The 18832-nt window shown below is 70.0% G+C and carries 21 protein-coding genes and 1 tRNA gene; 10 read left to right on the top strand and 12 right to left on the bottom strand.

The features are described from left to right. Nucleotides 1–155 precede the first annotated feature (155 nt). Nucleotides 156–821, top strand: a complete 666-nt coding sequence (locus VM840_13515; protein HVL82602.1) for a response regulator transcription factor — start codon at nucleotides 156–158, stop codon at nucleotides 819–821. 3 nt (nucleotides 822–824) lie between these two features. Here the strand turns inward: VM840_13515 and VM840_13510 are convergent, their stop codons facing one another. Both VM840_13510 and VM840_13505 read right to left on the bottom strand, forming a co-directional pair. After that, nucleotides 825–1328, bottom strand: a complete 504-nt coding sequence (locus VM840_13510) for a DUF2269 domain-containing protein (protein ID HVL82601.1) — start codon at nucleotides 1326–1328, stop codon at nucleotides 825–827. A gap of 17 nt (nucleotides 1329–1345) precedes the next feature. Beyond that, a complete protein-coding gene (locus VM840_13505; protein HVL82600.1) occupies nucleotides 1346–1807 on the bottom strand; it encodes a plastocyanin/azurin family copper-binding protein in 462 nt (153 codons plus the stop codon). Between the two features lie 178 nt (nucleotides 1808–1985). Between VM840_13505 and VM840_13500 the strand changes: the two genes are divergently transcribed. After that, nucleotides 1986–2615 carry a TetR/AcrR family transcriptional regulator gene (locus VM840_13500; GenBank protein HVL82599.1) on the top strand — a complete coding sequence of 210 codons (630 nt, stop codon included), beginning with the start codon at nucleotides 1986–1988 and terminating at the stop codon, nucleotides 2613–2615. Between the two features lie 12 nt (nucleotides 2616–2627). Here VM840_13500 and VM840_13495 read toward each other — a convergent pair whose 3' ends face one another. Next, the gene (locus VM840_13495; protein HVL82598.1) at nucleotides 2628–3914 is read right to left on the bottom strand and encodes a site-specific integrase; all 1287 of its coding nucleotides are present in this window, start codon (nucleotides 3912–3914) and stop codon (nucleotides 2628–2630) included. A gap of 101 nt (nucleotides 3915–4015) precedes the next feature. Next, nucleotides 4016–4088, bottom strand: a tRNA-Ala gene (locus tag VM840_13490). Between the two features lie 90 nt (nucleotides 4089–4178). On the opposite strand from VM840_13490, the gene VM840_13485 reads away from it, so the two are divergent. Genes VM840_13485 through VM840_13470 form a run of 4 tightly spaced genes read left to right on the top strand, consistent with a single transcriptional unit; the run spans nucleotide 4179 to nucleotide 8101 of the window. Continuing rightward, nucleotides 4179–5087, top strand: coding sequence for a hypothetical protein (locus VM840_13485; protein HVL82597.1), 909 nt, complete (start codon nucleotides 4179–4181; stop codon nucleotides 5085–5087). Between the two features lie 44 nt (nucleotides 5088–5131). Continuing rightward, entirely contained in the window at nucleotides 5132–6058 is a 927-nt protein-coding gene (locus VM840_13480) for an ABC transporter ATP-binding protein (protein HVL82596.1), read from the top strand. Next, nucleotides 6055–6849 (top strand): ABC transporter permease, encoded by a 795-nt coding sequence (locus VM840_13475; protein ID HVL82595.1) that lies wholly within the window; start codon nucleotides 6055–6057, stop codon nucleotides 6847–6849. Before VM840_13480 ends, VM840_13475 begins: the two co-directional genes overlap by 4 nt. A 10-nt stretch (nucleotides 6850–6859) precedes the next feature. After that, entirely contained in the window at nucleotides 6860–8101 is a 1242-nt protein-coding gene (locus VM840_13470; GenBank protein ID HVL82594.1) for an LLM class flavin-dependent oxidoreductase, read from the top strand. Here VM840_13470 and VM840_13465 read toward each other — a convergent pair. Together VM840_13465 and VM840_13460 are read right to left on the bottom strand one after the other, a co-directional pair. After that, nucleotides 8098–8883: a hypothetical protein gene (locus VM840_13465; protein HVL82593.1), complete on the bottom strand. Its 786-nt coding sequence runs from the start codon at nucleotides 8881–8883 to the stop codon at nucleotides 8098–8100. The genes VM840_13470 and VM840_13465 overlap by 4 nt on opposite strands. A 31-nt stretch (nucleotides 8884–8914) precedes the next feature. Continuing rightward, complete coding sequence (locus VM840_13460; protein HVL82592.1) at nucleotides 8915–9556, bottom strand: haloacid dehalogenase; 642 nt, start codon at nucleotides 9554–9556, stop codon at nucleotides 8915–8917. A 367-nt stretch (nucleotides 9557–9923) separates the two neighbouring features. Between VM840_13460 and VM840_13455 the strand changes: the two genes are divergently transcribed. Beyond that, complete coding sequence (locus VM840_13455; GenBank protein HVL82591.1) at nucleotides 9924–11117, top strand: acyl-CoA dehydrogenase family protein; 1194 nt, start codon at nucleotides 9924–9926, stop codon at nucleotides 11115–11117. A gap of 16 nt (nucleotides 11118–11133) precedes the next feature. Continuing rightward, on the top strand, nucleotides 11134–12285 hold the full coding sequence (locus tag VM840_13450) for an acyl-CoA dehydrogenase family protein (GenBank protein HVL82590.1): 1152 nt from the start codon (nucleotides 11134–11136) through the stop codon (nucleotides 12283–12285). 119 nt (nucleotides 12286–12404) lie between these two features. On the opposite strand, the gene VM840_13445 is transcribed toward VM840_13450, so the two are convergent. The 5 genes from VM840_13445 to VM840_13425 form a co-directional block, all read right to left on the bottom strand. Further along, the gene (locus VM840_13445) at nucleotides 12405–12617 is read right to left on the bottom strand and encodes a hypothetical protein (protein ID HVL82589.1); all 213 of its coding nucleotides are present in this window, start codon (nucleotides 12615–12617) and stop codon (nucleotides 12405–12407) included. Between the two features lie 390 nt (nucleotides 12618–13007). Then, a complete protein-coding gene (gene moaCB, locus VM840_13440) occupies nucleotides 13008–13955 on the bottom strand; it encodes a bifunctional molybdenum cofactor biosynthesis protein MoaC/MoaB (GenBank protein ID HVL82588.1) in 948 nt (315 codons plus the stop codon). Beyond that, nucleotides 13952–15169, bottom strand: coding sequence for a gephyrin-like molybdotransferase Glp (gene glp, locus VM840_13435; GenBank protein HVL82587.1), 1218 nt, complete (start codon nucleotides 15167–15169; stop codon nucleotides 13952–13954). The genes moaCB and glp overlap by 4 nt, the downstream gene beginning before the upstream one ends. Next, a complete protein-coding gene (gene galU, locus VM840_13430) occupies nucleotides 15170–16048 on the bottom strand; it encodes a UTP--glucose-1-phosphate uridylyltransferase GalU (protein ID HVL82586.1) in 879 nt (292 codons plus the stop codon). 45 nt (nucleotides 16049–16093) lie between these two features. Continuing rightward, nucleotides 16094–17035 carry a fructose 1,6-bisphosphatase gene (locus VM840_13425; protein HVL82585.1) on the bottom strand — a complete coding sequence of 314 codons (942 nt, stop codon included), beginning with the start codon at nucleotides 17033–17035 and terminating at the stop codon, nucleotides 16094–16096. A 50-nt stretch (nucleotides 17036–17085) separates the two neighbouring features. Here VM840_13425 and VM840_13420 point away from each other — a divergent pair, with 50 nt between their 5' ends. Next, a complete protein-coding gene (locus VM840_13420) occupies nucleotides 17086–17394 on the top strand; it encodes an FmdB family zinc ribbon protein (GenBank protein ID HVL82584.1) in 309 nt (102 codons plus the stop codon). Then, complete coding sequence (locus tag VM840_13415) at nucleotides 17391–18191, top strand: S-methyl-5'-thioadenosine phosphorylase (protein ID HVL82583.1); 801 nt, start codon at nucleotides 17391–17393, stop codon at nucleotides 18189–18191. The genes VM840_13420 and VM840_13415 overlap by 4 nt, the downstream gene beginning before the upstream one ends. 236 nt (nucleotides 18192–18427) lie before the next feature. Here the strand turns inward: VM840_13415 and VM840_13410 are convergent. After that, nucleotides 18428–18832: L,D-transpeptidase (locus VM840_13410; protein ID HVL82582.1), on the bottom strand; the 405-nt coding region annotated here is incomplete at its 5' end.

Genomic DNA, 18832 nt, shown 5'->3' with positions numbered 1-18832 from the left:
CCACCGACCGAACGCGCAATGCTTGACACACGCGTATAAGCGATGTCCTTCCCACCCGTACACTTGTTCGTATCCCATCGGCCATGGAGGACCGGCCGACCGGGTCGACCGATGAGCCGGGAGTACCGGACGCATGAGAGAGCAGGTGTTTATGGATGGCCGAGAAGATGACCGTCGCGGTTTGCGACGCCGATGCCCTTGCCCGACGAGCCCTCGAGGCGATCATCACCAGCGAACCGGATCTACGGTTCGCCTTCGGGTCCCGATCATGGAAGGCCGTCCGGAAACACCTGCAGGACGAGGACCAGGTCGACGTCCTCGTCGGCTGCGAGGACTGCATCCTCGCCCCCGACGCGATCGCCGAGCTGGCCGAGATGGACATCCGCGCGGTGTGCGTCCTGCGGAAGGTGGCCCAGCGCTACAGCTACGAGAAGCTGCCGGCGGGCGTCTACGCCTGGATCCTGCGCGACGAGGTGGCCCCCGAGCAGTGGCCGGGCATCATCCGGCTCGCGGGGGCCGGCTACGGGCTGTCGTCACCGAGACAGTGGGAGACGTGGCGGGAGTCCTACGCGCAGGCGCTCGAGGGCCGCAACAGCCGTGTGTTCTCGGACCGGGAGGCCCAGGTGCTCTCGAAGGTCGTGAAGGGTCTGACGAACCGCCAGATCGCCGAGACGCTGTGCATCTCGGAGTCGACTGTGAAGGCCCATATCCACAAGCTGTTCGAAAAGACGGGCCTGTCCCGTCGGATCGACCTGGCCACGTGGGCCCAGGAGCACGGAACGTCCGCCGAAGCCTTGCGTGGCCTGACGGCGAAGCGATGAAGGTCAGACGAGGCCACCGGGAACTGCGGTGGAACCGCGTGCAGCCCGAGCCCTCTGTCCGTGTCTGGTCATCCCCCGTGGCTTGAAGACGTTGAGCACCTGGATCACGAGCAGAAGAGCCAGACCCAGACCAGGATGGAAGAGGTCGCCACCGAGTTGGGTGAGCCGGTCGATATCGGCCTGGCGGGCCACCGACGCCGACGCACTAACCGTCGGCATGTGCAAGAGGAGGATGACGACGGCGAACACGGTGAGGGCCAGCGAGAAGATGACCCAATAGTGGCGGAAGAGTCCCCAACTGGTGCCCAGCGCAATCAGGATCCCCGTGATGAGCGATCCGACGGCCAGCGGAACGATGACGAACCAGCCGACCAGCTCCATACCGATCCACGCCGCGCGAATCGTTCCAGCCTCTGCGCTCCTAGATGCGGAAAGACCCAGGGCGAGATAGGCGCAAACGGCTCCGGTCCACCCGACCGAGAAGAACAGATGCGCGGTCAGGACCACCTTCCGAAGACCAGACTTCATCGCCCGTCGTGGCCCCCGGCAGGTGGCCGATGTCCACCACGGGTCGAAGACCCCCGGACGACCAGGATGCCCTCCATGCCGGCCTCCCGATGCCCGGGAACCGAGCAATAGAAGGTGTAGCGGCCGGCCGGTTCAGCCCTGAACCCCCCCTTGGCCGTCTCCCCCGGCCCAGCGCCCACGTGCCCATCCAGCTCGTCGATCGTGAAGTCGTGAAGCATGTCCACCGAGGTAAGGACTATCGCCACCTCGGTGCCCGCATCCACGGTGATCTCGGAGGGATCGAACGCGAGCTCGCGCGCCGTCACGGGAATCTCGATAGCACCCTCCGCCACACGGGTGGCCTCGCCATGGGCCCCGCTGCCCATGTGGCGTCCGGGACCATGGCGCCCCCCTGTCGCTATCTGCAGTACGACGAACAACAACACGAGCCCGGCTATGACCCCCAAGAACACCTTCACCCACACCGGCATGCCGCGAACCACCGGTCCAGGGGTAACTTCCTCAGAAGACGATGAAGGCGGGGGATGCTCCACCGGGGTTTCCTCCCTTCCGTCGGATAGTCGGCAGAGCTTATCGAGACATACCGTCTCTGTCTAGACGGAGCGTCCGCCCGGCAACGGAGCGTAGGATATATCCATGCCACGTCTGTGGACCCACACCATCGAGAAGCACCGCGAAGAGGTCCGCGACGCGATCCTCGACGCCGCAGCCCGGCTGGCCCTTGAGCGAGGCCCGCTCTCGATCACGATGTCAGAGATCGCTGACACCGCCGGCATCGGACGAGCCACCCTCTACAAGTACTTCAGCGACATCCCCACGATCCTCAACTCGTGGCACGAGCGCGAGATCCGCCGGCATCTGCAGCACCTAAGGGAGACGATCGCGAAGTCTCAACCCACCGAGCGATTGACAGCCGTACTCAACGCGTGGGCCCACATCACCCGGGAGATCCAAAGGCACACCGGGACGGACCTAGCAGCGGTCCTCCACCAACCTGGACACTCGGCCACAGCCAGAGCCGAACTTCGCGGGTTGATCCAAGATGTGCTTCGGGAAGCCATCCTGGACGGCACGGTACGAGACGACGTACCGGTCGGTGAACTCGCCGACTACTGCCTGCACGGGCTCACCGCCGCCGGACAGATGTCCTCGACCGCTTCCATCCGCCGCTTGGTCGACGTCACCGTTGCCGGACTGCGACCGCCCCAAGGACAGCCCGGGCGCGAAACCTCCGGTTCGCCTCGCTCTGGTAGTCGGCGCCGATAGGCACGTGAGCAGTCACGCCTCAGAGGCTGCGTCCGAACGAGTGAGTCCGAGCGCTTGCCCGAGCGCCGCTGACGCCACCGCGTCGCGGGCCTGACGGTAGTGCGCGTAGCGTCGCACCATCCGGGAGTCCTTCCAGCCGAACCGGCCCTGCATCTCCGTCTCCGTCAGGAACGGCGCCACCACCGTCGCCGCATAGTGGCGGAGCTGGTGCGGGGTCACGTGGATCCCCGTCTTCAGGCTCAACCGCTCCATCCGGTTGTTCACCGTGTCCGGATACAAGGGCCTCCCGGTCGCCTCGGCCCCCTCGATGAGCCACGGACCCTTCCCGCCCGGTGGCTCCGCCGTGAAGATGAACCCGTCCGCCGGCCACCTCCGCATCCCCAGCTCGCGGGCCTTCTCGTCCAGTCGCCGCAGGTGCTCCCGCAGCACCGCAACCACACCGTCCGGCACCTGGACCCGCCGGCGCGCCGCCGGCGTCTTCCCTCGCGGACGCACGATGATCGGCGGCCCATCGAGCAGGTTCCCGTCCAAGTCCCTCGCGTGTCCGCGCTTCGACACGGTCAGCCGGAACCACAGCTCCCCGGAGTCGAGCAGCACGTCCTTGGGTCGCAGGCCGAGCATCTCCTCACGCCGGGCCCCCGACGCGGCGGCCGCGAGCAGGTAGGCGAACAGGTCCCAGTCCTTCTCCTGCGCTGCCTCCAGATATGAGCGGAGGTCGGCGTCCTGCGGGGGCTCGTCGTCCCGGTCCGCGACACGTGGGCGCTCCTCCACCAGCGCGGCCACGTTCACTCGCACGTAGTCGCGCCGGAGCGCGTACTGGAGAACCTGGTACATCACTCCCGCCAGGTCGGAGATCGTCCGGGCCCCCAGCCGGCTCGGGAGGCGCACGTTGTAGAGGTCCTCGAGGTCCGTGACCTTCAGCTGGTCGATTCGCTTCCGACCGACCTCACGGATGATGTGGCGCACCATCGCCTGGCTCTTCGCCACCGTCCCCGGGACGATCTGCCCGGACCGGGCCCGCTCGTGCTGGCGATCCAGCCACTCACGGCACACGATCTCGACCGTGCGGCGGCCGGTCTTCGCAGCGACCTTGCCGTCGACGACCTCGGCCACGAAGCGGGCGAGCTCCCGACGAGCGGCGTCGTCGTCGGCCACACCCTTGACCGTCCGGAACCGGCGCTCCCCGGTCTCCGGATCGCGCACGCACAGCTCGATCGCGCACGGGCGCTTGGCGCTGCGGAACCGGTAGGAGCCGGTCCGGTTGTCGCGCCTCCCGGCGCGGGGCTTCGTCCGGGCCACCTGGCCTGCCACCTCCCGAAATGTCGGCAAGAATGTCGGCAGACCCTACAGTGGCCCGAGGACAAACGGAAGCGCAGGCCGTTTGACCTGCGCTTTCCCGGTGGAGGCGAACGGATTCGAACCGTCGACCTCTGCGTTGCGAACGCAGCGCTCTACCAACTGAGCTACGCCCCCGGAGGACGCATCATATCGTCGCCGGGGAGGAAGGAACAGCGGCTGCCGCGTGGAACCTCGGAGGTAACGAACCGCGTCCAGGAGGCCCCCGTGACCCGCATCGCAGCTCGTGTCCTCCCGCTCCTGCTCGTCTCGGCCCTCGCCGGCGCCGCGAGCCCCGCTCACGCCCTGTCCGAGCTTCCGAAGGACCCGGCGTCGTGTGCGCGGATCGCTTTCGCGCCGCGAGCGCTCGGCGCCGGGACCGATCATGGCGACGTCACCTACCCGTGTCCGGGGGTCCGGCCGGGCGGTGCGCTGGTCCTGTATGCGGGGCCGCTCGAGCTCGCGTACTGCTCCATGTCCTTCCTCGTCACCGACGGGACCGATGTCTACGTTTCCACGGCCGGCCACTGCACGTTGGAGTCCCTCGGGGCTCCCGATTTCGGGGACCCGGTGTACGCGCACGGCGTCGTGGGTCCGATCGGGGAGCTCGCTTACCGGTGGTGCGAGGGTGGAGACGCGGCTGGGAACGGCTGCGGCGCAGGCACCGACTTCGCCCTGATCCGACTGAACGAGAACGGACGCGCCAACGCGTCTCCCCAGATGTGCACCTTCACTGCCCCGTCCGGCATCTTCACGGCCCGGGACAGCACGGTCCGTGAGCTCCGGCACTTCGGCTGGGGCATCGGGATCGGCTCCCCCGACGTCGGCGTCCACGCTGCGGGGACCCGCATCATGCCGGGCAACCCGGCGACGCAGTCCCGCCGCAGCCTAGGCCTCGATTTCGAGCTGGACTCGTGGGTCCTGGGGTACGGGGCCGCGATCTCGGGCGACTCCGGCAGCGGCGTGCTCGTCACTGAGATCCCGACGCTCCCGAGCCTCGCCCAGCCCCCCGCCCAGGCGCTCGGTGTCCTCACGCATATCGCGGCCGGTGGTTTCATCGTCGTCCAGCGCATGGACGCGAGCCTCGCGCGAGCCGGCACCGAGATGGGCCGCACCTTCACCCTCTGGACCGGATAGGCCTCGCCTTCCCGGACTGCTAGGCTCCGCGTCCGGGAGGAACCGTGAGAGCAGATCCAGCGGTCGTCGCGCGCGACCTCGTCAAGACGTACGGGGAGTTCGTCGCCGTGTCCGGGGTCTCGTTCGAGGTCCCGGCCCGGTCCTGCTTCGGCTTCCTCGGGCCGAACGGAGCCGGCAAGACGACCACGATGCGGATGATCGCCTGCTCCCTGCCGCCGACGTCCGGGGCGCTCGAGGTGCTGGGGATGGACGTCCGCGCCCAGCCCCGCGCCATCAAGGACCGGATGGGCGTCGTCCCCCAGGAGGAGAGCCTGGACGAGGACGTGACCGTCCTGGACAACCTCCTCATCTACGCGCGCTACTTCGGCCTGCCTCGGACCCACGCGATCTCGCGGGCGGACGAGCTCCTCGAGTACATGGCTCTCTCCGAGAAGCGGGAGCGCGAGATCTCCGAGTTGTCCGGGGGGATGAAGCGGCGCCTGCTGATCGCGCGGGCGCTCATGAACGAGCCGGAGGTCCTGATCCTGGACGAGCCGACCACCGGGCTCGACCCTCAGGCCCGGCACCTCGTCTGGGAGAAGCTGCGCTCCCTCAAGCGGATGGGCGTCACGCTGCTGCTGACCACGCACTACATGGAGGAGGCGGCGCAGCTGTGCGACCGGCTCGTGATCATGCACGAGGGCCGGGTACTCGTCGAGGGTGCGCCTCGGGAGCTCGTGAAGGCGCATACGACCAGCGAGGTGGTCGAGGTGATCGAGCCCCCGGACGAGCTGAAGGGTGAGATCGAGCAGATCGCGGACAGAGCCAGCCTCGAGAGGCTCCCGGACAGGTGGCTCATCTACACGGAGGACGGGGAGAAGGTGCTCGGAAGGATCCGCACCCTGGACATCGACCCCGGACTCGTCTGGCTCCGCGGCGGGTCGCTCGAGGACGTCTTCCTCGTCCTCACCGGGAGGGGGCTCCTCGAGTGAGCGCGGTCGCGGCTCCCCGGCGCCGGCTCGACGTGTCGCTGCGCCACGCGCTGAGGTACTGGAACCGCAACGCGGTGGTCTTCCGCCGCGTCTGGCTGCTCGGGCTGATGGCCTGGTTCATGGAGCCCGTCATCTACCTGGTCGCGATGGGCCTGGGCCTCGGCCAGTACCTCGAGTCGGTGCGGGGCGTCCGCTACATCGAGTTCATCGCGCCGGGACTGTTGGCGGTCTCGGCGATGTACGGGGCCACGTTCGAGGCCACCTGGAACGCCCACTTCAAGATGGAGCGGCAGCGGATCTACGACGCCGCGTCCGCCACCCCGGTATCGGTGCCCGACGTCGCTCTGGGGGAGGTCCTGTGGGCCTCGACCCGCGCCACCATCTACGGAGGAGCCTTCGCGGTGATCGCCACCGCCTTCGGCCTCTACCGTTCGTGGTGGGGGCTGCTGACCGTCCCGGGTATCGCGGTGATCGGGTTCGTGTTCTCGGTGATGGGGCTCAGCTACACGTACTTCATCCGGCGCGTCGACTTCCTCGCCTACTACTGGACGATGCTGCTCACCCCGATGTTCATGTTCTCCGGCGTCTTCTTCCCGCTGGACCGGCTCCCGGACTGGCTGCGCACCGTGGCCTGGTTCATGCCCCTGTACCACGGCACCGAGCTGATGCGGGCGCTGATGTCCACCGGGGAGCCCGCCCGCGCCGCTGGACACGCCCTGTGGCTGATGGTCACCGGGCTCGGCATGCTGTGGCTCCCGCTGTACCTGCTCGACCGGCGGCTGTCCCGATAGGCTTCCGGACATGCGGTTCGGCCTCTTCTACGAGCACAACCTGCCCCGGCCCTGGCAACAGGGGGACGAGCAGCGTCTGTTCACCGAGATCCTCGACCAGGTCGAGCTCGCCGACCGCCTCGGCTACGGCTACGTATGGCAGGTCGAGCACCACTTCCTCGAGGAGTACTCGCACTCGTCGGCCCCCGAGGTGCTGCTCGGCGCGTACTCGCAGCGCACCCGCGACATCAGGCTCGGCCACGGGATCATCCAGACCCCGCCGCAGTACAACCACCCGGCCCGGGTCGCCGAGCGGGTGGCGACGCTGGACCTCGTGTCCGGGGGGCGGGTCGAGTTCGGGACCGGCGAGTCCTCCTCGGTGGCCGAGCTCGGCGGGTTCGGGCTCGACCGGTCCGATAAGCGGGAGGCGTGGCGGGAGGGGACGCGGGCGGCGGTCCGTCTCATGGTCGAGGAGCCCTTCACGGGGATCGACGGACGCTTCGTGAAGATGCCGCCGCGCAACTGCGTGCCGAAGCCGGTCCAGAAGCCGCACCCACCGCTGTGGCTCGCGTGCAGCCAGCGGGAGACCATCCACCTGGCCGCGCAGAGCGGGATGGGGGCGCTCGCGTTCGCGTTCGTGTCCGTCTCGGAGGCCGAGCAGTGGGTGTCCGACTACTACCGGACCATCGCCAAGGAGTGCGTGCCCATCGGCGAGGCGATCAACCCGTCCGTGGCGATCGTCACCCCGCTGATGTGCTGTCCGTCCGAGGAGGAGGCGAAGGCGAAGGGCGAGCAGGGAGCCCACTTCTTCGCGTACGCGCTCGCCTGGTACTACGCGTTCGGCTCCCACGCGCCGGGGAGGTCCGAGATCTGGAAGCGCTACCTCGAGACCGGGGACGCGTTCGTCTCGTTCCGCGAGCAGATGATGGGACAGGCCCCCGATGCCATCCGCGGCTGCATCGGGACGCCGGACCAGATCCGGGAGGTCCTGCGTGCCTACGAGGAGGCCGGGGTCGACCAGGTCATCTTCTTCAGCCAGTGCGGACACAACCGGCACGAGGACATCTGCGAGTCGTACGACCTGCTCGCACGCGAGGTGCTCCCGGAGTTCATGGACCGCGACGCGGCCGCCGAGCCGGACCGGGCTCGCCGTGTGGCCGCCTGGAATGCAGATGCGCTGGAACGCCGCAGCCTAGCCGAGCCCGAACCGGACCCCGACTACACGATCGACGCGCCGATGGTGCAGGGCGCGACGGGAGCCGGGCTCTTCTAGCGGACCTCCACCATCGCGTTGACCGCGTCGACCGACTCCCGCTCGGTCCAGCCGGTCGCGTGGGTCATGACCAACCAGTCGATCGTCCCGCTGTCGCGCGGTAGGTACTCCTGCCACTGGATGTAGCGGATGTCCTGGGAGCCGTACTCGCGCCACGACTCCTTCTCGGCCTCGGCACGGTCGGTCCGCAGCTCGGTCATCCAGGCGTTCGTCCCCCGCACGACGACCGCCTTCCCTCCCTGCGCCGTCTTCTCGAAGGGGATCGACGGCGGGTAGAAGCGCGCCGAGACAGCCATCCCCCCCGCCTCGACCATCGCCAGGTAGGTCGAGTTGCTCGAGTCGGTCCCGGGGACCTGCCAGAAGACGGTCAGCACGCTGAACTCCTTGCGCGGATCGCCCTTGCGGCCTCCCTTCTGACTGGTGGCGAAGACGGCCTCGCTCCCGTCGAGCCCGGGCTTGGGAGGGCCGTTGTAGCGCAGCAGCGGACGGTACGGCCACCAGGCCAGGGCCTGCTCCCAGGTGACCGCCTCGTTCTCCTTCACCCTCGCGTACGGGACCGGCGTACCCGGCGCCTCCGGGGTGGGCGTCCGACGCGCGGCGGACCCCGGCCGCGGGGAGCCCGGACGGGTGCCGTCCGGCTGTCCGGAGGCGTTCGTGGCCTCGTCGTCCCCGGTTGGTGCCGTCCGTGGGGAGGGGCTCCGGGGGGCGTCCGATGTCCGGTCGCGCCCGCACCCGGACACGAGCACGAGCAGCACGCAGGCGGCGGTCGCGATCTTGGTCACGGTAGGTGAACGCTCCGGGAGTCCGTCCGGGTCATGCACCGGACTCGCGCAGCCGGTCCGCGTGTGCGGCCAGCCTCGCCTCGAGCCGCTGCTGGATCAGGGCGATGGAGAACTCGCCCCGGGTGCGCTCGAGCAGGGACCGGGCCACGTCCGCCCGGCGGCGCAGCCCCCCGGTGATGGCGTCCGGGTAGTCCATCGAGGTCATCACGACGTACAGGTCGTCCATCGCCTGCAGGAGCTGCTCGCACCGCTCGAGCTCTCCGTGGCGCATCAGGTCCAGGATGTGGCGGCGCAACTCCCCCACCGTGTCTCCCAGTCCGTTGAGGTAGGGAGCCTCCATGATCTGCAGGTCGGTGTGGGAGGGGAACGGCTCCTCCCGCAGGATCGCGTAGGTGCACCGCGCCTCCACGTACTCGATCTGGGCGTCCTGCAGGAACCCGGCGAAGAAGATCTCGGGGAACGGACGCAGCGCGTCCTCGGCCTCCCGCAGGCTCGCCTCCGCCTCCGCGATCCGCTCGAGAGCGGTGTCCCACTCGTGGCGGTGGATGGCCCGGATCGCGTTCGCGCACGAGCGGATGGTGCGGCGGGCGCCCTGGAGGGCGAGCTCCCGTCCCGCGCTCTTGCGGTCGAAGCGGTCCCGGATCTGCTCCTGGATCTCGTTCAGCTCCGGCATGGCCCGGACATCCTAACGGGGGCGCCGCGCCGCCCGCGGGCGCGGCCTGACCGGGAGCCCCGCGGTCCCTCGGTTGTCGCCCGCCGCCGGCGCAGGTCGGACGGGAGCCCCCTGCGACGCTGTGCGCCGGCGGGTGACGCCGCATGCGGCGTGCTCCGCCGGCGGACGGGGATGGGTTGGCACCCAGCCCGGGGTGCGCCGGCGGTGGGCGCCAGGGGATGCGGCGCGCGCGAGAGCGGGCGCGCGCGACAGCGGCGCGCGCGAGAGCGGGCGCGCGCGACAGCCGCGCGCAGGACAGCCGCGCGCCGTCCCGCCCCTCGCTCCCAGTCGCCCTATGAGACAGTCCTGCTGTAGCATCGCCGGACCGATGGACTTCCGCGACACCCCCGAAGAGGCCTCGTTCCGCGCCGAGCTGCGCACCTGGCTCCAGCAGAACCTGCCGGACGGCTGGCAGGGCATGGACCGCAGCGACTGGACCTCCCACTCCGACCGGCTCGACTTCCTGCGCGACCTGCAGGCGAAGATGGCGGCGGACCGCTGGATCGGCATCCACTGGCCGTCCGCCTACGGGGGCCGGGACGCCACCCCCATGCAGGTCGCCATCTACAACCAGGAGCTCGCCCGGGCGAAGCTGCCCGGCTTCCCGACCGTGATCGGCACCCACATCGCCGGCCCCACGATCGCCCAGCTCGGGACGGAGGAGCAGAAGGCGCGGTACCTGCCGAAGATCCTGGACGGCACCGAGATCTGGTGCCAGGGGTTCTCAGAGCCGGACGCCGGGTCCGACGTCGCCGCCCTCAAGACCCGCGCGGTCGACGTCGGCGACGCGTTCGTCGTGAACGGACAGAAGGTCTGGACGTCGTACGCCCACCTCTCGGACTGGTGCCTGCTGATCGCCCGGACCGACCCCGACCCGGGCTCCCGCCACGCGGGGATGACCGGGCTGCTCGTGGACATGCACTCCCCCGGCGTCGAGGTGAAGCCGCTCGTGCAGATCACCGGCGACGCGGAGTTCAACGAGGTCTTCTTCTCCGACGTACGGGTGCCGAAGGAGAACGTGCTCGGCGAGGTCGGCGGTGGGTGGAACGTGGTGATCTCGACGCTGATGCACGAGCGGGCCAACCTCGGGACGGGGCTGCAGATCCAGCTGGAGAACGCCCTGAACCAGCTGGTAGAGCTGGCCCGTAGGACCGGCCACGCGTCCGACCGGTTGACGCGCGACGAGCTGGCCCGCCACCACGTGGACGCCATGGCCCTGCGCTTCACGATCTACCGGACGCTGACGGACGTCCAGCGCCGGGGCGCCCCCGGCCCCCAGGGGTCGGTCGTGAAGCTCGCCTGGTCGCAGCTGAACCAGCGCCTCAACGAGACGGCGACGCACGTCCTGGGTCTGGCGCATCAGCTGCGCCGGGGGGACGAGCGCGCCCCCGACGGGGGGTTGTGGGAGTACAGCATGCTGCGCAGCAAGGGCAACACGATCGAGGCCGGCACGAGCGAGATCCTGCGGAACATCCTGGGGGAGAGGGTCCTCGGGCTCCCCAAGGACCCCGGCCGCAGCTGACCAAAGGGGAGGACAGATGGACTTCGGGCTGAACCCGGACCAGGAATCACTTCAGACGTACGCGCGGGACTTCCTGGACAAGGAGTGTCCGCCCGCGTTCGTCCGCAAGGTCATGGAGTCCGACGACGGGTTCGACGCCGGCTTCTACAAGCACATGGCCGATCTCGGGTGGATGGGCATCGCCATCCCCGAGGAGCACGGGGGCCAGGGGATGTCCTACGTCGACCTGGCCGTCCTGCTCGAGGAGATGGGCCGGGCGCTGGTGCCGGGTCCGTTCTTCGCCAGCGTCTGCCTCGGGGCGGTCGCGGTCCAGGAAGCGGGCACGGACGCCCAGCGCAAGGCCGTCCTGCCGGCGATCGCGTCCGGCGAGCGCCGGGCGACCGTCGCCTACACGGAGGCGTCCGGACGCGTCGACGCCGGGGGCATCACCATGCAGGCGCGGCGGGAAGGGGATGCGTGGGTGCTGGACGGCAAGAAGTCGTTCGTCCCCGATGCCCACCTGGCCGACCACATCGTCGTGGCCGCCCGCACGAAGACGGGCGACGGCGACCCGACCCAGGGGGTGACGCTCTTCCTCGTCGACCGCGAGACGTCGGGTGTGTCCGTCGACCAGCTGAAGACGATGGACACCACCCGCCGCTGGTGCGAGGTGACGTTCGACGGCGTGAAGATCGGTGCGGACTCGGTGCTGGGGGAGGCGGACGCGGGCTGGCCGGTCCTCGAGCGGGCGCTGCAGCGGTCCACCGCGCTGCTCTGCGCGGAGTCGGTGGGAGGCTCGCACAAGGTGCTGGACATGTCCGTGGAGTACGCGAAGGTGCGCGTGCAGTTCGGACGTCCGATCGGCTCGTTCCAGGCCGTGAAGCACAAGTGCGCCGAGATGCTCGTGGACGTCGAGATGGCCCGCTCTGCGATGTACTACGCGGCCTGGGCCGCGTCATCGAGCGACGAAGAGCTCCCGCTGGCCGCCTCGGTCGCCAAGGCCTACTGCGGGGACGCGTACACCCGGGTGGCTTCGGCCGGGATCCAGGTGCACGGCGGGATCGGCTTCACGTGGGAGCACGACATGCACCTGTACTTCAAGCGGGCCAAGGCCAACGAGATGCTCCTGGGCGACCCGACCTACCACCGCGAGCAGGTCGCGCGCCTCGTCGCCGACGAGGCGGTTTGACGCTCGGCGAGAGCCCCGTATAGAGAAAAGGTGGGCGCGGGTCTCGGCCTGACCCGCGCCCTGGACGGGGTCCCGGCCGACGGGCGTCGGCTCGGGACCGCCCTGGTTCCTTGTCGGTGTTACAACCCCCCGCCCGCCGCCTCGGGCGGGCGGACGCTCGTCGGCTCCAGGTGCGCGCCGGGCGCGGCCGCGCGCGCAGCGAACGCGATCGCCGCCGCCACGTACGCGATCAGCAGGACCGACGCGAGCAGGCACGGCCACAGCAGGAACCGAAGCGGGGGTAGCAGGCCGAGGAAGAAGGTGGCGATCACGAAGACGGAGAGCGCGGTCATGTTCCGGCGACGCCTCTCCGCGGCGCTCTGACGAGGACCGCGCGGCCCCCCCGAGGGAGGCCGTCCGCCGGGCCCCGGGTAGGAGACGGGGTAGTCAGCGGTCCGCGGCACCATGACCCAGCGGCCCCCCGCCGCGTTCCGCGGGCGCCGCGGCTGGCTCATCGCCTTCAGCGCGCGGTTGAACATCATCTCTGTCCGGATCGGGGACGTCTGCTGAGCGTTCCTCAGGAGCGACGGGCCTAGTACCAGACCCCATGCTGTGAGAAGGAGTACCAGTACAAGTATCCCCACACTGTGCTCCCGCGCCAACCGAAGACGGGCCGCTTGTGCTGATGGGGAACCTAGCAGCCGGTGCCGATACTTTCAATGATGTGATCACATCGATGTGGTTCATGCGTGAGGCTGCTCCCCCCGGAGCAGGGTCAGGGCGTGCGGGAGGACGGCGGCGATAGCGTCGAGCGCCTCCCCCACCGCCTTCGGGCTGCCGGGGAGGTTGACCACCAGAGCGTCCCCGACCACGACGGCGGCGCCTCTCGATATCAGGGCGTTGGGGGTCACCCGGAGCGATTCCGCTCGGATCTGCTCGGCCAGTCCGGGCACCACCCGGTCGGCCACGTCCAGCGTGGCCTCGGGCGTGACGTCGGTGGGAGACACCCCCGTGCCGCCCGATGTCACGACGAGCTGGGCCGCCGCCGCCAGATCGCGCAAGGCGGCCGCGATCTCCCCGCGGTCGTCCCGGACCACCCTCGTCTCGATCACCGATGCGCCGCGTGCCTCGAGCCATGCGCGGGCAGCGGGTCCGGACCCATCCGCGCGCTCCCCGGCGGCCGACCTGTCCGAGACGGTCAGGACGGCGGCCCGGGTGCCGTCCAGCCGGACGGCGCGGACCGATGTCCCGCCGGTCTTGTCCGTGACACGCAGACCGTCGATCGTCATGTCCGGGTCTATCGCCTTGCACATGTCGTAGACGGTGAGCGCGGCCACGGACGCGGCCGTGAGGGCCTCCATCTCGAACCCGGTGCGGTCGGTGCCCTTCACCCGGGCGGTGACCGTGTAGCCCTCGTCGGTGGCGGCGAACGTGATGTCCACGCCCGAGATCCGCAACGGGTGGCAGCCGGGGATCAGCTCAGGGGTGCGCTTCGCCGCCTGGACCCCCGCGACCTGCGCGACCGCGAGCACATCGCCCTTCGACGCGGTCCCCTCGGCCACCGCGCGTCGGGCCTCGTCCGACATGTGGACGTGGCAGACGGCCGTGGCCGTCCGTCGGGTCTCCGCCTTCGCTCCCACGTCGACCATCCTCAGCCGTCCGGACGGGTCGAGGTGGGCGCTCGATGTCACCAGCCCTCGAGCGGCTCGAGGAGCATGAGGCGCACCTGGTCGCCCGGCCGCAGGTGACTGAGGTGCCCAGGCATGACCGCGAGCGCGTTCGCCTTGGCCACCGACGAGACGATGTTGGAGCCCTGGCGCCCGGTCAGTCGGGCCTTCCACCCCTCGGCGTCCCGCCACGCCCGCACCCTCAGGTACGTCTCCCGGCCCGGCCGCTGACGGAAGTCGTCCTGGAAGGCGGCGTCGATCTGGGGGCGCATGAGCGTGCGCCGCCCGGCCATCTTCAGCAGGGCGGGCCGCACGAACAGCTCGAACGTCACGGCTACGGCGACCGGGTTGCCGGGAAGGCCGAAGAAGGGGCGGCCCTCGATGAACCCGAACGCGAGCGGTTTGCCCGGCTTGACGGACACCTTCCAGAACTCGACCTTGCCCAGCTGGGACAGGACGTCGCGCACGTGGTCGTGGTCCCCGACCGAGACTCCCCCCGACGAGATGAAGACGTCGGCCTGGGGCAGGTAGGACTGGAACGTCTCCCTCAGCACGTCGGGGTCGTCGGGGATGATTCCGGCCCGCACGGGAGCCGACCCGGCCTCCCGGGCCATGCCGGCGATCGTGAAGGAGTTCGAGTCGCGGATCTGGCCGGGTCCGAGGTCGCTGCCCGGCTCCCGCAGCTCGTCTCCGGTCGAGAGGACGACGGTCCGAGGGCGCGGCCGGACCAGAACCCGGCTGCGTCCGAGCGCGGCCAGGGCGCCGATGTCCATGCCGCGCAGCCGCTGTCCGGGCTGCAGGACCTCCTCGCCGCGGGCCACGTCCTCACCGGCCGGACGCACGTTGTCGCCCGCTTTGACCACCCGTCCCACCGCGAGCGACGACCCGACGACCGCCACCTCCTCCTGGGCGACGACCGCGTCGGCTCCCTCCGGGATCGCCGCCCCGGTCATGATCCGCACGGCCTCCCCCGAGGCCACCCTGCCCGCGAACGGGCGTCCGGCGGCGGCCTCCCCGGTGACGGTGAGACTGACCGGGTTCTGCGCGGCGGCGGACGTGTCCCCCGACCGCAGGGCGAACCCGTCCATCGCGGACGACGGGAAGGCCGGGAGGTCCTCCGGCGCGGTGACCGTCTCGGCCAGGACGCATCCGTGGGCCTCGGTCACGGCGAGCTCGAGCGGGTCGAGCACCTCGATCCGCTGGAGGATCCGTTCGCGGGCCTCGTTGACGGAGATCACTTAGATCAGCTTGTTCCGGACGGCGAACTCGGTGAGGAAGTCTCGGAACTCCTTGCCCAGATCCTCGCGCTCGAACGCGAGCTCGACGGTCGCCCGCAGGTAGTCGATCTTGCGGCCGACGTCGTAGAGCTTCCCCTCGAAGACGTGGGCGTAGACGGCCTGACGCTGGGCGAGTGACCGGATCGCGTCGGTGAGCTGGATCTCCCCCCCGCGCCCGGGCTCGGTGCGGCGCAGGTCCTCGAAGACCTCCGGGGTGAGCAGGTAGCGCCCGAGGGAGGCGAGGTTGGAGGGAGCCTTGTCGACGGGGGGCTTCTCCACGAAGTCGCGGATCCGGACCACCCCCTCCTCGACCGGCTCCGGCAGGACGGCCCCGTAGAGGTGGATGTCCTCGCGTGGGACCTCCTGCACGGCCAGGACGCTGCGTCCGTACCGCTCGTACACGGACATCAGATCCGAGAGCAGCGGGTCGCGCTCGGACACCACGACGTCACCGAGCAGGACCGCGAAAGGCTCCTTGCCCACGTGCTTCTCGGCGGCCAGGACCGCGTGTCCGAGGCCGAGGGGCCGCTTCTGGCGGACGTAGTGGATATCGGCCATCTCCGAGATGGCGCGCATCTCGTCGAGGGACGTCCGGTCGCCCTTCTCCTCCAGGACCGACTCGAGCTCCAAGGACCGGTCGAAATGGTCCTCCAGGCTGCGCTTCCCACGCCCGGTGATGATGAGGATGTCGTCGCAACCGGCCCGGACCGCCTCCTCGATCACGTACTGGATCGCGGGCTTGTCGACGAGCGGGAGCATCTCCTTGGGCTGAGCCTTCGTCGCCGGGAGGAAGCGGGTGCCGAGCCCTGCCGCAGGTATGACCGCCTTGCGCACCGACATCGCCGGACAAGGATGCCAGGACGCGGCCCGGGGGGCCAGCGGAGGTCAGACGTGCGAGTGGAACGGACGCAGGGTGGCGGCCGCCGGCGAGAAAGGTCCGTGGCGCCGAAGGTCGTCGGCGGCCGCCACGGCACGCAGCCGCGACCCGTCGAAAGCCCTGTCTCCCAACAGGTCCCGCGGGCCCACGAGGCGCTCGTCGGTCACCTGGAACCCGAGCCCGATGGCCCGTCCGAACACCCGGGTGGTGGCGTCCTCGTTCGTGGACACCGGCACGAGGGGGCCCGCCGGGCCGGCGACCGCGTAGGGGAAGGCGAACGGCTCGAGCGTCTCCCCCACCGACGGGAACCCGTCGTGGCAGCGCACCACCAGCATCGGGTCGGGCCCCTCCGACGCCACCGCCGCCGTGCGACTGGAGAACCGCGAGTCGACCTGGCGGACGATCGCGCTACCAGACGCCGCTCCCAGGAACGCGTGCAGGTCGCCCGGCAGCCCGAACGCCATCTCGGTGCCGTCGGGTGCCCGCACCGCGAACCCGAACCCGTCGATCATCCGGGGGTCGCTCAGCAGCGACGGGGTGTTGAAGGGGTCGGCGAACACCCGGTACAGGAAGAGGTTCCAGGCTCCCGCGGGAGCCTTGTCGGCCATGAAGCAGAGGACCGTCTCCGGCTCCCCGTCGAGCGTGACGGAGACCGTCTCGTGCACGGGTCCGCCGTTCCGGCAGCCGTGTTGTCCCAGCTCGCGGGCCACGGTCCAGCACCGGGAGAAGGTCCGGGAGCCGAGGGCGGCCACGGCCGCGGCGTCGCCCGCGTGCAGGACGACGAGGGCGATGTCGTCGCCGCACCTCACCACGTACCCGTCGGTCACCTGTCCGGCCGTCCTCGCCTCCGCGAGCTCCTGCCGGGCCGCGTCGAGGACGGCGGGGTGGACGTGCCCGTCGCCCACGTACCCCCCGGTGGGCGCCTTCATCATCGTCAGGACGCGGTCCATGGCCGCAGCGTAGAGGGCGGCAACGACGCTCTACGTGCATACTCGGTGGCATGCCTACGTACGCCTACCGTTGCCAGAAGTGCGGCGAGGAGATCGAGGTCGTGCAGTCGATGTCCGACCCGCCGCTGAAGCGCTGCAAGACCTGCCGCGGCGCCCTGAAGCGCGTCTACCACCCCGTGGGGATCGTCCTGAAGGGGTCGGGGTTCTACAAGACCGACTACGGCTCTTCGGGTAGCTCGAAGAGCAGGTCCTCGGACTCGAAGTCGTCCGACTCGAAGTCCTCCGACTCGACGTCCTCCGACTCGAAGTCCTCGGACACGAAGAGCTCGGACACATCGAGCAAGCCGAAGGACAAGTGACCGCCGAGATCGGGATCTTCGGCGGGTCCGGCTTCTACTCGCTGGCCGAGGGCCTCCGGACCGAGGAGGTGCAGACCCCCTACGGCGCCCCGTCCGGACCGGTCTCCCTCGGCGAGGTGGCCGGACGTCCGGTCGCGTTCATCCCCCGCCACGGGCCGAAGCACGAGATCCCCGCCCATCGGGTCAACTACCGGGCCAACCTCTGGGCGATGCGCGAGCTGGGGGTCACCCGGGTGCTCGGACCGTGCGCCGCCGGCAGCCTGCAACGCCACGTCGAGCCCGGACACGTCGTCGTCTGCGACCAGCTGGTCGACCGGACGTACTCCCGGGAGCAGACCTTCTACGACGGCCCGGACCCGGTCCACATCTCGTTCGCCGAGCCCTACTGCCCCGAGCTGCGGCCGCTCGCCTGCGAGGCGGTGCGCGAGGCCGGGCTCCCGGTGCACGAGCGGGGAACGGTCGTCGTGATCCAGGGCCCCCGCTTCTCAACGAAGGCGGAGTCGGCCTGGTTCGGGTCGGCGGGCTGGGAGGTCATCAACATGACCCAGTACCCGGAGGCGTACCTCGCCCGGGAGCTCGAGATGTGCTACGTGAACGTCTCGCTGATAACCGACCACGACGCCTACCTGCGCGACGGGGACGGGGTCGAGCCGATCACGATGGACGAGGTCTTCCGGATGTTCGCGGCCAACCTGGACACGCTGCGCCAGGCCCTGCTCCGCCTCGTCGAGCGCGTGCCGACGGACCGCTCCTGCCCGTGCTCCCACGCGTGGGACGGGACGCCGCTGCGCCCGTGACGTCCGTGCCCGCTCCACCCGGGGGCGCTCAGGCGGACCCCCGATGGACCACCGCCGGCGTCGACCCCTCCGGCAGCGTGGGAGGCGCGGGCGATACCTCGATCATGGACCGAGTCATCGTCCACGGCTCAGGGCGCAGGGACCCCCGGACACGCAGGTGGGGGCGATACCTCGCCGCTGGGCCGAGCTATCGCCCCTACCTGTGTGACGCCCCGCCCGGGGGCCGGCGTCCGGGGCTACTGGATGATGACCGGTGTCCCCACGGGAGCCCAGCGGTACAGGCTGGCCGCGGGTCCGATGCCGACCCGGACGCACCCCGCCGAGACGGGCTGTCCGAGCTGGTTCGCGCCCAGGCGCCGGCCGTCCGGAGAGATCGGGATCTCGTGGATGAAGATGCCCTTGTAGACGCGCATCGCGTACGGCATCCACACGTGGTACTGCGTCGACCAGTGCCTCTCCGTCTTCGACAGGATCGAGAAGTTGCCACGCGGGGTGGCGTGTCCGGGCTTGCCGGTGGAGACGACCGTGTCGAGCACGACGCGGTTGCCCTCGTAGGCGCGCAGGCGCTGCTGGGAGATGGTGATCACGATCTTCTTCGCACCACCGCCGGACCCTCCGGAGCTCGGCTTGGCGGCGGGCGC

It is taken from the genome of Actinomycetota bacterium (genome assembly GCA_035540895.1).
Taxonomy (GTDB): domain Bacteria; phylum Actinomycetota; class JAICYB01; order JAICYB01; family JAICYB01; genus DATLFR01.
The sequence above is the reverse complement of the archived record's forward strand: the minus strand, read 5'-3'. Positions and strand labels throughout refer to the sequence as shown.

Excerpts from the sequence above, each read along its gene's own strand:
- VM840_13500 (HVL82599.1), top strand. The coding sequence starts at position 1,986 with ATGCCACGTCTGTGGACCCACACCATCGAGAAGCACCGCGAAGAGGTC.
- VM840_13420 (HVL82584.1), top strand. The coding sequence starts at position 17,086 with ATGCCTACGTACGCCTACCGTTGCCAGAAGTGCGGCGAGGAGATCGAG.
- VM840_13515 (HVL82602.1), top strand. The coding sequence starts at position 156 with ATGGCCGAGAAGATGACCGTCGCGGTTTGCGACGCCGATGCCCTTGCC.
- VM840_13445 (HVL82589.1), bottom strand. The coding sequence starts at position 12,617 with ATGACCGCGCTCTCCGTCTTCGTGATCGCCACCTTCTTCCTCGGCCTG.
- VM840_13455 (HVL82591.1), top strand. The coding sequence starts at position 9,924 with ATGGACTTCCGCGACACCCCCGAAGAGGCCTCGTTCCGCGCCGAGCTG.
- VM840_13425 (HVL82585.1), bottom strand. The coding sequence starts at position 17,035 with ATGGACCGCGTCCTGACGATGATGAAGGCGCCCACCGGGGGGTACGTG.
- VM840_13460 (HVL82592.1), bottom strand. The coding sequence starts at position 9,556 with ATGCCGGAGCTGAACGAGATCCAGGAGCAGATCCGGGACCGCTTCGAC.
- galU (HVL82586.1), bottom strand. The coding sequence starts at position 16,048 with ATGTCGGTGCGCAAGGCGGTCATACCTGCGGCAGGGCTCGGCACCCGC.
- VM840_13470 (HVL82594.1), top strand. The coding sequence starts at position 6,860 with ATGCGGTTCGGCCTCTTCTACGAGCACAACCTGCCCCGGCCCTGGCAA.
- VM840_13450 (HVL82590.1), top strand. The coding sequence starts at position 11,134 with ATGGACTTCGGGCTGAACCCGGACCAGGAATCACTTCAGACGTACGCG.